A 12,748-nucleotide genomic window follows, 5' to 3' on the forward strand; every position below is an offset into this window, starting at 1 on the left:
GGTGGTTGGGCGGGGGCACCCTTACGTCGCCCAACAGGCGGTTTCCAACGCCGGCGGGCCGTTACGGAGGGGGGGGGGCCCCCACCGCGGACGAGCGCGGTGGGGCCCCTCCCCGTACGTGTGCTCGGACCGTACGTCCCCTCAGAGCGCCTGCCTGCGCTGCAGCACGTTGTAGGCGATCCAGCCCGGCAGCACCGGCAGCCAGAAGGTCAGCGCCCGGTAGAGGAACACCGCCGGGGTGGCGACCGCGGGGGAGACGTCCGCGACGGTCAGCGCGCCGATCAGGGCCACCTCGACCGGGCCGATGCCGCCGGGGGTGGGGACCGCCGAGCCGGCCGCGTTGGCGGTCAGGAAGACCACCGCGACGGCCGAGAAGCTGACGTCGCCGCCGAAGGCCTGCACCGAGAAGTCCAGGCAGGCGGTGAAGGAGAGGGTCAGCAGCAGGATGCCGCCGAAGCCGGTGACCAGCTTGCTGGGCGTCTGCATCAGGTCGAGCATCCGCGGCACCACGCCGAAGAACAGCGAGCGCAGCCGGCCCAGCACGAAGCGGCGCAGCGGCGCGACCGCGGCCACCACCAGGGCGAGCACCGCGGCGGTCAGCACCCCGATGATCACTGCCCGGGAGGCGGAGAGGTCGCCGTTGGTCTGGCTGCCGGTGATCAGGCCGAAGCTGAACAGCAGCAGCAGGTGCCCGGCCAGGCCCGCGAGTTGGGAGGCGCCGACCGAGGCGACCGCCTGGCCGGGGCGGATGCCGGCCTTCTGCAGGTAGCGGGTGTTGAGCGCGATGCCGCCGATCGCGGCGGGGGCGACCAGCTTCACGAAGGAGCCGGCCAGCTGGGCCGCGACGGTGCGCCGGAACGGCAGCCGCTCGGGGACGAAGCCGGTCAGACTCATCGCGGCGGCGACGTAGCTGAACGCGGCCGCCAGCAGGGCCGCCGCCGCCCAGGCCCAGTTCATCTGGGAGAGCTTGAGCTGGGCGGGCTTGATGGTGGTCAGCGCCAGGTAGGCGGCGAAGGTGAGCGCGATCACCATGATCAGGCTCTTCGGCTTCAGCCGTTCCAGCTTGGCCGGCTCCATCGGCGCCTCGGGGGCGATCTGCAGGATCTGGCCGCGGATGCGGCTGAGCAGGTCCTCGCCGGCCACCGCGATGTCCTCCTCGGCCTGCTCCTGGGTGCGCTCGCCGGCCGCGACCTGCTCCAGGGCCCTGGCCCGGGCGGCGGCCTTGCGCTCCTTGGTGAGCTTGGCGAGGTCGACCCGGGTGGAGCGGCTCATCCCGACCGGCTGGAGCAGCGGCAGCGCCTGGGCGACCCGGTCCGCTCCGAGCACCGCGTTGGCGGTGGCGACGGCCCGCTCGGGGCCGATCCGCAGAGCGAAGGTGGTGAGCAGCTGGGCGACGTCGATGCGCAGGGTCAGGTCGGTGGCCGCGATGTCGCCGCCGGACAGGTTGACCAGGCAGGCAGTGGCGTCGTCCACCACCAGCAGCGACTCGCCGGTCAGCCGGCGGTGGGCGATCCGGCGCTCGTGCAGGGCGGCCACCGACCGCCACAGCGAGGCCATCACCCGGTCGGTGACCTCCTCGTCGGCGAGCTCGTCGAGCGTTCGGCCCTCGACGTTCTCGTACACCAGGATCGCGGCGTCCGGGCCCAGCTCGGAGGTGGCCACCAACTGCGGCGCCCGGGCGCCCGAGGCGGCCGCCGCGTACGCGATCAGGGCCTCCTGCTCCAGCGCCTGGCGCAGTGACTGGGGGCTGCGGCGCACGGCCACCGAGCGCAGCCGCAGCCGGCGCCAGGCGCGGTAGAAGAAGCCGGAGGCCTGCTGCTCGCGGTCGATGATGTGGACGTCCAGCGGCGGGCCGTCCTGCTGGGTGACGTGGTAACGGCGGGTGCCGCCGGGGGCGTCCGGGGCGCGGTGGGCGCCGTCCGGGGTGAAGCCGACCTTGCGCAGGCCGATCATCAGGTGCTGGCCGGTGGGCCGGATGTTGGGCGAGCCGATCGCGTACAGCGTGCCGTAGGCGACGGACCAGCCGATCAGCACGGTGAGCATCAGTGACAGCGGGGTGGTGTAGCCGCCGAGCAGCTCGGTGATCCCGCTGAAGACCACCACCACCCACAGGGCCACCCGCCAGCGCGGTCTGCTCGACATGCCGACGGCGGTCATGTAGGCGATCACCGGGGCGAGGTAGCCGTGCACCGGGTCGGTGAGGGTGCCGTTGCTGTCCAGCGGCAGCCGGGTCAGGGCGTCCCGGATGTGCTCGGAGGCGCCCTCGGCCACCCACCAGTCGATGCCCAGCGAGACGCCGTACGCGAGCACCGAGGCGAGCACGCCGTCGGCGACGCGCAGGCCGTCGCGTTTGATCAGCCGCTCGACGGCGAAGGCCAGCGGCACCGCCAGCACCGCGACGCTGGAGACCAGGCCGGTGATGGTGGAGAGCACCGCGGAGAAGTGCGGCGCGTTGGTGGCGATGTCCTGCTCGATGCCGGTGGTGGTCGAGGTGGCGATGCCGGCCAGGACGAAGACGGCGACTATCCCGAAGACCCCGGCCAGGAAGCGGATCAGGTCGGACGGGCGGTGCGCGCGGGCGGCGAGCAGCGGCTCGTCGACGTCCAGGTGAGGGGCGTCGTCCAGCGGGTCGTGGTACTCGGTCCGCGGGGCCGCCGGCGCCGGGGCGGGCGGCTCCGGCACGGCCGCGGGGGACGGCTCGGGGGACGTCTCCGGAGACTTCTCGGGCGTGGGGGTCTTGATCGTCAGGTCCTTGATCAGGGAGACTTCCGGCGTCGGCCCGCTTCCGGGCCGCCCTTCGGACTCGTCACCGGGCGCCGGGGGCACGGCAGAGCCGGACTCGTCGGAGTCCCTGTCCACGCCCACGTCAGCCGTCCCGGTCATCTGGTCTTGTCCTCGTATCACCACTCACCGCCCCGAAGATGGTGGCATGCCCCGACCCCCCGTGCTGGACAGGGGCCGGATCGGGCGCGGCGGGTCGTTCGTACGGGGCTTCGCGCGCGTCCCTGTGAGGAAGAATGCCGCAGGTGACGGACGTAACAGACGACGGCGTTCCGGGCGCCCTACCACCGTTCGCCGAACTGGTGCTCGACCTGACCGAGCGGATTCCACCCGGCCGGGTGATGACCTACGGCGACGTCGCCGAGTACCTCGGCCAGGGCGGCCCCCGCCAGGTCGGCCGGGTGATGGCCCTGTACGGCGGCTCGGTGCCCTGGTGGCGGGTGATCCGCGCGGACGGCCGCTTCCTGCCCGGCCACGAGCACCGCGCCCTCGCCCACTACGGCGAGGAGGGCACCCCGCTGCGCGAACTCGCCGACCCGCCCCGGGTCGACCTCAGACGGGCCCGCTGGGACGGCGAGGAGATTTCACCGAACCGTCCGCGTGGACGGGATTGACGGGGCAGGATCGTAGGCTCGATGCGGGCGGGCCCTCCGCGGGTCCGCCCCGGCCATGCCCCTCTGCACAACCCCAGGACGTTCGTGAGTTCCCCCTACCGGCTCGTGCGCAGCCCGCTCGCCCAGCCCGACCCGCCCGCGCTGGACGCCTACCAGCGCGCCGTGGTCGAGCACACCGGCGGCCCGCTGCTCGTCCTCGCCGGACCGGGCACCGGCAAGACCACCACCCTGGTCGAGGCGGTCGCCCGGCGGATCCAGGACGGCACCGACCCCGAGCGGATCCTCGTCCTCACCTTCAGCCGCAAGGCCGCCGTGGAACTGCGCGACCGGATGTCCGGCCGGCTCGGCGGCACCGCCGCCGCCCCGCAGGCCACCACCTTCCACTCCTTCTGCTACGCCCTGCTGCGCGCCCACCAGGACCCGGAGGACTACGCCGAGCCGCTGCGGCTGCTCTCCGGCCCCGAACAGGACGTCATGGTCCGCGAACTGCTGGCCGGCGGCGCCGAGGACGCCAAACTGGGCCTGGGCCGGATCGCCTGGCCGCTCGACCTGCGCGCCTGCCTGACCACCCGCGGCTTCGCCGACGAAGTCCGCGCCGTCCTCGCCCGCAGCCGCGAACTCGGCCTCGGCGAGGCCGAACTCGAACGCTTCGCCCAGGGCGTCCAGCGCCCCGACTGGGCCGCCGCCGCCCACTTCCTCGCCGACTACCTCGACGTGCTCGACCTGCGCGGCGTCCTCGACTACGCCGAACTCGTCCACCGCGCCGTGCTGCTCGCCGAACGCCCCGAGGTCGGCGAGGAACTGCGCCGCCGCTACGAGCTCGTCTTCGTCGACGAGTACCAGGACACCGACCCCGCCCAGGTCCGGCTGCTGCGCCAGCTCGCCGGCGGCGGCCGCGACCTCGTCGCCGTCGGCGACCCCGACCAGTCGATCTACGCCTTCCGCGGCGCCGACATCAACGGCATCCTCGACTTCCCCCAGGCCTTCCGCCGCGCCGACGGCACCCCCGCCGAGGTCAAGGTGCTGCGGGTCTCCCGCCGCTCCGGCGCCGTCCTGCTCGCCGCCTCCCGCGAACTCGCCCGCCGGATGCCGATGGGCCGGCTGCCCGCCGACAAACTCGCCCAGCACCGCGCCCTGCTGCCCTCCCGCGAGGGCGGCCGGGTGGAGGTGTACACCTACCCCACCCCCGGCGCCGAACTCGACTCGATCGCCGACCTGCTGCGCCGCGCCCACCTGGAGGACGGCGTGCCCTGGGGCGAGATGGCCGTGCTGGTACGGGCCGGCGCCCGCTCCATCCCCGGCGTGCGGCGGGCGCTCGGTGCGGCCGGCGTCCCGCTGGAGATCGACGGGGACGACCTGCCGCTGCGCGAGGAACCCGCCGTCGCCCAGCTGCTGCTCGCCCTGCGGGTCTGCGCCGAGCAGGCCGCCCGCGACAAGCAGGCCCTCCTGGACACCCCCGGTCCGGACACCCCCGGTCCGGACACCCCCGACCCGCTCACCACCGACCTCGCCCACACCCTGCTCACCGGCCCGCTCGGCGGCCTCGACGGCTCCGACCTGCGCCGGCTCGGCCGCGCCCTGCGCGAGGAGGAACGCGCCGCGCTGCGCGCCGACGGCCGGCCCGCCGCCGCCCCCCGCCCGGCCGGCGAGCTGATCCGCGAGGCCCTCGCCGAACCCGAGCGGCTGATCGCCCTCGACCCGGCCACCGCCCGCCGCGCCCGCGACCTCGGCACCCTGCTGCGCAAGGTCCGCGAACTGCTGGCCGGCGGCTGCACCGCCGAGGACGCCCTGTGGGAACTCTGGGACGGCAGCCGCCGCTGGCGCGAACGCCTGGAACGGGCCGCCCTGCGCGGCGGCGCCGCCGGCCGCAACGCCGACCGCGACCTGGACGCGCTGTGTGCCCTGTTCGAGACCGCCGCCCGCGCCGAGGAACAGGTCACCGGCCACCGCAGCGCCCTCGACCTGCTCGCCGAACTCGAAGCCCAGGACATCGCCGCCGACACCCTCACCGTCCGCACCGTCCGCCCCGAGGCCGTACGGCTGATGACCGCCCACCGCTCCAAGGGCCTGGAGTGGCGCGTGGTCGTCGTCGCCGGCGTCCAGGACGGCCTCTGGCCCGACCTGCGCCGCCGCGGCTCCCTGCTGGAGGCCGACCGGATCGGCCGCGACGGCCTCGCAGAACCGCTCTCCCCGGCCGCCCTGCTCGGCGAGGAACGCCGGCTCTTCTACGTCGCCGCCACCCGCGCCAAGGAACGGCTGATCGTCACCGCCGTCAAGGCGCCCGCCGACGACGGCGACGAACCCTCCCGCTTCCTGCGCGAGCTCTACCGCGAGGACGTCGACCCCAGGACCGGCAAGGTCGTGCGCCGCACCCCGCCGGTCACCGTCGAGGACGTCACCCACCGCCCGCGCCGCCCGCTGTCGGTGGCCGCCCTGGTCGCCGAACTGCGCGCCGTCACCGTCGACCCCGCCCGCTCGCCCGAACTGCGCCGCGCCGCCGCCGAACGCCTCGCCGTCCTCGCCGCCGCCTCCGACGAGGACGGGCTGCCGCTGGTGCCCGCCGCCCACCCCGACCGCTGGTGGGGCCTGGACGACGCCACCACCGCCCCCGAGCCGCTGCGCAGCGCCGACGCGCCCGTACGGCTGTCCGGCAGCGGCCTGGAACAGCTGGAGAACTGCTCGCTGCAGTGGTTCCTGGACAAGGAGGTCAAGGCCCGCGGCGCCGGCAGCGCCGCCCAGGGCTTCGGCAACGTGGTGCACGCCCTCGCCGACGAGGTCGGCTCCGGCCGCACCCCCGCCGACCTCGCCGTCCTGATGGCCCGCCTGGACACCGTCTGGGACGCCCTCGCCTTCGACGCCCCCTGGAAGTCCCACCAGGAGAAGACCGAGGCCCGCGCCGCCCTGGAGCGCTTCCTCAACTGGCACGTCCTGGAACGCGGCCGCGACCTGGTCGCCACCGAGCACGGCTTCGACGTCACCCTCGACGTCGGCGGCGTCTCGGTGCGCATCCGCGGCTCCATGGACCGGGTCGAGAAGGACCGGGCCGGTCGCGCCTACGTGGTCGACTTCAAGACCGGCAAGCAGATCCCCACCGACAAGTCCATGCCCGAGCACAAGCAGCTCGCCGTCTACCAGCTCGCCGTCCGGGCCGGCGCCCTCAACGAGCTGCCCGGCTTCACCGAACACCCCCCGGCCACCGGCGGCGCCGAACTCGTCCACCTGCGCGAGGCCGCCGCCAAGACCGACCCGGACGCCCCCAAGGTGCAGCGCCAGGAACCGCCCGAGGGCGACCCGTGGATCGAGGACCTGCTCGCCAAGGCCGCCGGCAAGGTCCTCGCCGAACGCTTCGTCCCGCAGACCGGCGGCGGCTGCGACCGCTGCTCCTTCCGCCGCAGCTGCTCCGCCCAGCGCGACGGGGCGCAGCTGCTGTAACCCGCTCCGTGACCCGCCCGCTCGCCTCCGGGCGCTCGGTCCCGGTGCCGACGGTCGTCGCTCCGGCGCTCCCTCCTTCGTCGGTCGTTTGTCGCTCCTCGCTTTCGGCACCGGCGCGCCCTTCGGCTCGGGGCGCACCGGCTGTGACCCGCCCGCTCGCCTCCGGGCGCTCGGTCCCGCCCGGGGCGGGGAGTAGCCGGGGTCACGGCGACCGGGCGCCCGGTCTGTCGGTTCCGCCGGTTACGGTTGCGGGGTGACCGCCGTGCTCAGCCATCCCGACCAGCTCAAGGAGCTGCTGGGCATCCCGTTCAACCGGGAGCAGATGGCGGCCATCGGCGCCCCGCTCGCCCCGGCCGTGATCGTGGCCGGCGCCGGCTCCGGCAAGACCACCGTGATGGCCGCCCGGGTCGTCTGGCTGGTCGGCTCCGGCGCGGTACGGCCCGAGGAGGTGCTCGGCCTCACCTTCACCAACAAGGCCGCCGGCGAACTCGCCGAACGCGTCCGCACCGCCCTGCTGAGGGCCGGCGTCGCCGACCGGGACGACACCGAACCGCTCGGCGAACCCGAGATCTCCACCTACCACGCCTTCGCCGGCCGGCTGCTCAAGGAACACGGCCTGCGGATCGGCATCGAACCCGACGTCCGACTGCTCGCCGACGCCACCCGCTTCCAGCTCGCCGCCAAGGTGCTGCGCACCGCCCGCGGTCCCTTCCCCGCCCTCACCGGCACCTTCGCCAACCTCGTCGCCGACCTCACCGCCCTGGACGGCGAACTCGCCGAGCACCTGGTCGAGCCCGCCACCCTGCGCGCCCACGACGAGGAGCTGCTCGACACCCTCGCCACCGTCAAGCTCGGCAACGACGACCTGCGGGCCGTGCCCGCCACCGCCCGCGCCAGGCTGGAACTGCTGCGCCTGGTCGAGGACTACCGCCGCCGCAAGCAGACCGCCGGGCTGATGGACTTCGGCGACCAGATAGCCGCCGCCGCCCGCCTCGCCCAGCAGCGCCCCGAGGTCGGCGAACTGCTCCGCGGCCAGTACCGGGTCGTCCTGCTCGACGAGTACCAGGACACCTCCGTCGCCCAGCGCCTGATGCTCGCGGGCCTGTTCGGCGCCGGCCCCGACCACAAGGGCGGCGGCCACCCGGTCACCGCCGTCGGCGACCCCTGCCAGGCCATCTACGGCTGGCGCGGTGCCTCCGTCGCCAACCTCGACGACTTCCCCCGGCACTTCCCCCAGGCCGACGGCCGTCCCGCCGACCGCTACGCGCTCAGCGAGAACCGCCGCAGCGGCGGCCGGCTGCTCGCCTTCGCCAACGAACTCGCCGCCCCGTTGCGCGCCATGCACGAGGGCGTCGAGGCGCTGCGCCCGGCCCCCGGCGCCGAACTGGACGGCTACGCGCGGGCCGCGCTGCTGCCCACCCACGCCGATGAGATCGACTGGCTCGCCGACTCCATCGCCCACCTGGTGCGCACCGGTACCGCGCCCGGCCGGATCGCCGTGCTGTGCCGGGGCGGCGCGGCCTTCCCCGACATCCACGCCGCGCTCGTCGCCCGCGAGGTGCCGGTCGAGGTGGTGGGCCTCGGCGGACTGCTGCAACTGCCCGAGGTGGCCGACCTGGTGGCCGTCTGCGAGGTGCTCCAGGACCCGACCGCCAACGCCGCCCTGGTACGGCTGCTGATCGGCCCGCGCTGGCGGATCGGCCCGCGCGACCTCGCCCTGCTCGGCCGGCGTGCCGCCGAACTGGTGCGCACCGAGCGGCCCGAGGGCGTCGAGGCACTGGCCGCGGCCGTCGCCGAGGCCGACCCGACCGAGGTGGTCTCGCTGGCCGACGCGGTGGAGACCTTCCTGACGGCCCCCTCCGGTGGGGAGGGCGACCAGCCCGACGACCTGCCGTTCTCCGCCGAGGCGAGGGTACGGCTGGCCCGGCTGGCCGCCGAGCTGCGCGAGCTGCGCCGCTCGCTGGCCGACCCGCTGATGGACGTGCTGCACCGGGTGCTGACCGTCACCGGCCTGGAGGTCGAACTCGCCGCCTCCCCGCAGGCGCTGGCCGCCCGCCGGCGGGAGACCCTGCACGCCTTCCTGGACGTCGCCGCCTCCTTCGCCGACCTGGACGGCGACCCGGGCCTGGCCGCCTTCCTCGGCTTCCTGCGCGCCGCCCAGGAGTACGAGCGCGGACTGGACAGCAGCCTGCCCGGCGGCGAGGACACCGTGAAGGTGCTCACCGCGCACAAGTCCAAGGGCCTGGAGTGGGACGTGGTGGCCGTCCCCGGCCTGGTGAAGGGCGCGTTCCCGTCCGGCTCCCCGCGCGAACGCTGGACCAGCACCAAGCGCGTGCTCCCGCACGCCCTGCGCGGTGACTCCGCGACCCTGCCCGACGTGCGGGGCGGCTGGACGTCCAAGTCGATGGCCGCGTTCAAGAAGGAGCTGGCCGAGCACTCGGGCACCGAGGAACTGCGCCTGGGCTACGTCGCGTTCACCCGGCCGAAGTCCCTGCTGCTGGCCTCCGGGCACTGGTGGGGCCCCAGCCAGAAGACCGTCCGCGGCCCGTCCGTCTTCCTGGAGCAGCTGCGCGCGCACTGCGAGCAGCCCGGCGCCGGCGAGGTCGAGCACTGGGCCGAGCAGCCGGAGAAGGGCGCCGGGAACCCGGCGCTGGCCGCCGCCGTCGAGCACCCCTGGCCGCTGCCGCTGGACCCGGCCGCCCAGCACGCCCGCCGCCGGGTCGCCGAGGTGGTCCGGCGGCGGCTCGCGGGGGCGCCCGCAGGTGATCCGGAGCCGATGGCCGTCGAGGACCAGCGCCAGGTCGCCTCCTGGGACCGCGACCTGACCGCGCTGCTGGGGGAGTTGGAGCGCTCCCGGCGCACCGCCCGCGAGGTGCCGCTGCCGGCCGCGCTGTCCGCCACCCAGCTGCTGCGGCTGGCCGCCGACCCGGACGGCTTCGCCCACGACCTGGCCCGCCCGATGCCGCGCCCGCCGCAGCCCGCCGCCCGGCGCGGCACCCGCTTCCACGCCTGGGTGCAGTCCCGGATCGAGCCGCTGCTGCTGATCGAGCCCGGCGCGCTGCCCGGCGCCGACGACGACGGCATCGAGGACGAGCAGGACCTGGAGCGGCTCAAGGAGGCGTTCCTGCGCACCCCGTACGCCCAGCGCCGGCCCTACCGGGTGGAGGCGCCGTTCCAACTGGTGCTGGCGGGGCGGGTGGTGCGCGGCCGGATCGACGCGGTCTACCGGGACGGTGACGGAGTGTCGGAATCCGGTGGTGCGTCACGCTACGAAGTGGTGGACTGGAAGACCCATCGGGAGGAGACCGCCGACCCTTTGCAGCTCGCGGTCTACCGGCTGGCCTGGGCCGAGTCGGCGGGCGTCGATCCCGAGCAGGTCACGGCGTCGTTCCTGTACGTCCGCAGCGGGCGGATCGTCAGACCGGCAGGACTTCCCGACCGAAAAGAGTTGGAACGGCTCCTGATCGGGAACAGTGACTAATGAGTCACGCAGAGCACCCGAGTCATCGCGCCGACGCCCGAAACCTGTGCGTCGTGCACGTTTCGCGCCTATTGTGGGGTCGGTAACCGGTCAACCCCGTGCTCCGGCCGCCAGCGAGGCCCGTATTCCCTGACCCTCAGTCATCACCGCAGGTGCCCCCGGCATCGGCGTCTTCTGCTGGAGAGACCGAAGTTGAGCGCGACCGGATGGATCAGAGAGCGGTTCACCGGGCCGACCCCGGGACCCGCTCCGGGCACGACCGGCACCTGGCCGAGGACGGCGCTCGCGCTGCCCTTCATCGGCATGGCGCTGATCGTCGTCCTCGACTACCTCAGCGGCACCGAGGTGACGGTCGAACCCGCCCTCACCGCCGTACCCGCACTGGCCGCCGTGGTCAGCCGCCGTACCTGGTACCCGCTCGTCATCGGGCTGTGCACCGAGGCGGCGGCCTTCCTGATGGCCTTCCGCAGCGACGCGCTCGGCGAGTCCGTGCACGCCGCCAGCGTCATCGCGATCCTGCTGGTCGCCACGATCGGCTGGGTCAGCGCCACCCTGAGACTGCGCCAGGAACGCGCCCTGGCCGACGCCCAGCTGGTCGCCTCGATCGCCCGGCGGGTCCTGCTGCGGCCCGTCCCGGAACGGGTCGGCAGCGTGCGCGCCGCCGTCCACTACGAGGCCGCCGCGGCCCATGCCCGGATCGGCGGCGACCTGTACGAGGTCGTCAACACCCGGCACGGCGTACGGGCCGTGGTCGGCGACGTGCGCGGCAAGGGCCTGGGCGCGGTCGAGACCGCCGCCGCCGTCCTCGGCGCCTTCCGTGAAGCCGCCCACCAGGAGCCCGCCCTCGACCGGGTGGCCGGCTGGCTGGCGGTCAGCCTGGACCGCGCCCTGCACGAGAACGACCACCCGGGCGTGGAGGAGGAGTTCGTCACCCTCGTCCTGATCGGAGTCGGACCGGACGGCACCGCCGAACTCGTCAACTGCGGCCACCCCTCGCCGCTGCTGCTCCGCGACGGCCGCGTCCAGCCGCTCGAACTCGCCGAGACCGTACCGCCGTTGGGCGTCCTCGACCCGGCCGACGTCCGCCCCCCGGTGCACCGGGTCCCGCTGCACGGCGGCGACCGGGTGCTGCTGTTCACCGACGGGGTGATCGAGGCCCGGGACCGCTCCGGCGCCTTCTACCCGCTCGCCGAACGCTTCCCGCGCTGCGCCGACGGCCGCCCCGCCGACGTCCTGCAGCGCCTGCACCAGGACGTGGTGCGCCACGTCGGCCGCCAACTCGGCGACGACGCGGCCATGCTGCTCCTCCAGTACGACCCGACCCCGCCCGCCCTCGCCCACCTGCCCCAGCAGGCGGGCGTCCTGACCAACCGCTGACCTCCGGAGCTAGGCCGGACAGGGCCTAGAGCGACACCCGGACCAGCAGCGGCCGGTGGTCCGACACCCCGGTGTGCGGCGCCGCCGCCGGGCCCACCGTCGCGCGCGGCACCCCCACCGCGAGCACGTGGTCGAACTGCACCGCCGGCCGGTGCGCGGGATAGGTCGGCGTGCGCGCCAGGTCGTACCAGCCCTGCAGCCGCGCCCGCGGCTCGCGCACCCGCCGCCGGCGCGGCTCGGCCAGTACCGGCCGGGCCCGCCGGGCGGCCCGCAGCTCCCGCACCCGCGCCCGCGGCGCGGTGCGCTCCAGCGCCGTCGCCCCGCCGAGCACCGTGCGCGGCACCGCGCCGATCAGGTTGAAGTCCCCCAGCACCAGGTAGGGCTGCGGCAGGTCGGCGATCCAGCGCCGGATCCCGGCCAACTGCGCCATGTTCCAGCCGGGCACGAAGGACAGGTGCGCGGCCACCACGGTGAACGGCCCGCGCTCGCCCTCCAGCACCGCCGCCAGCGCGGCCCGCGGCTCGTCCGGCACCGGGGTCAGCCCGCGCCGCCCGGCCACCCGCAGCGGCAGTCCGAACGGTGCCGGGGCGAACCGCCGGGCCCGCCAGTGCCGGACCGGCAGCCTGGTCAGCAGGGCCGTCCCGTACGAGGGCGCGGCGCCGTCGCCCACCTCGGCCGGGCCGTACACCCGCAGCCCGTTGGGTCCGGACGGCTCCCGCACCCAGCCCGCCACCGGCGCCGGGCGCCCGTGCAGGGCGGCGGCGAAGCGCCAGTCGCCGGCGCCCATCGCGCCGGCCGCCACCGCCGCCTGGTCGGTGCCGCCCGATCGCGACTGGTGCCGGTCCACCTCCTGCAGGGCCAGGACGTCGGCGTCCAGTGCGGCCACCGCCTGCGCCAACGGGTCTCCCGCGTCGGCCGGGTAGGGCAGCGGCGCGCCGTCCGGGCCGAGCGGCTGGCCGTGCAACAGGTTGAAGGTAGCGATGCGCAACTGGCTCACATCGCACGACGGTACCGGAGGGCGCGCGGCTTGAGGCCGCAGGGCATACCGGGTATACATACTCGG

6 protein-coding genes are annotated in these 12,748 nt (G+C 75.0%); 4 read left to right on the forward strand and 2 right to left on the reverse strand.

Annotation, left to right across the window (positions count from 1 at the left end):
* Nucleotides 1-141: 141 nt before the first annotated feature.
* On the reverse strand, nt 142-2,883 hold the full coding sequence (locus ACFWIS_RS36550; RefSeq protein ID WP_380461812.1) for a flippase-like domain-containing protein: 2,742 nt from the start codon (nt 2,881-2,883) through the stop codon (nt 142-144).
* 134 nt (nt 2,884-3,017) lie between these two features.
* Between ACFWIS_RS36550 and ACFWIS_RS36555 the strand changes: the two genes are divergently transcribed.
* The 4 genes from ACFWIS_RS36555 (at nt 3,018) to ACFWIS_RS36570 (ending at nt 11,685) form a co-directional block, all read left to right on the forward strand.
* Nucleotides 3,018-3,395, forward strand: coding sequence for an MGMT family protein (locus ACFWIS_RS36555; RefSeq protein WP_380461813.1), 378 nt, complete (start codon nt 3,018-3,020; stop codon nt 3,393-3,395).
* A gap of 21 nt (nt 3,396-3,416) precedes the next feature.
* Nucleotides 3,417-6,827 (forward strand): ATP-dependent helicase, encoded by a 3,411-nt coding sequence (locus ACFWIS_RS36560; RefSeq protein ID WP_380461814.1) that lies wholly within the window; start codon nt 3,417-3,419, stop codon nt 6,825-6,827.
* Nucleotides 6,828-7,080: 253 nt separating this feature from the next.
* Nucleotides 7,081-10,308 carry a UvrD-helicase domain-containing protein gene (locus ACFWIS_RS36565; RefSeq protein ID WP_380461815.1) on the forward strand — a complete coding sequence of 1,076 codons (3,228 nt, stop codon included), beginning with the start codon at nt 7,081-7,083 and terminating at the stop codon, nt 10,306-10,308.
* A 192-nt stretch (nt 10,309-10,500) separates the two neighbouring features.
* On the forward strand, nt 10,501-11,685 hold the full coding sequence (locus ACFWIS_RS36570; RefSeq protein WP_380461816.1) for a PP2C family protein-serine/threonine phosphatase: 1,185 nt from the start codon (nt 10,501-10,503) through the stop codon (nt 11,683-11,685).
* Between the two features lie 25 nt (nt 11,686-11,710).
* On the opposite strand, the gene ACFWIS_RS36575 is transcribed toward ACFWIS_RS36570, so the two are convergent.
* Nucleotides 11,711-12,682, reverse strand: a complete 972-nt coding sequence (locus ACFWIS_RS36575) for an endonuclease/exonuclease/phosphatase family protein (RefSeq protein ID WP_380461817.1) — start codon at nt 12,680-12,682, stop codon at nt 11,711-11,713.
* Nucleotides 12,683-12,748 lie beyond the last annotated feature (66 nt).

This window comes from Kitasatospora sp. NPDC127060 (assembly GCF_042724935.1).
In the GTDB taxonomy this organism is placed as follows: Bacteria; Actinomycetota; Actinomycetes; order Streptomycetales; family Streptomycetaceae; genus Kitasatospora.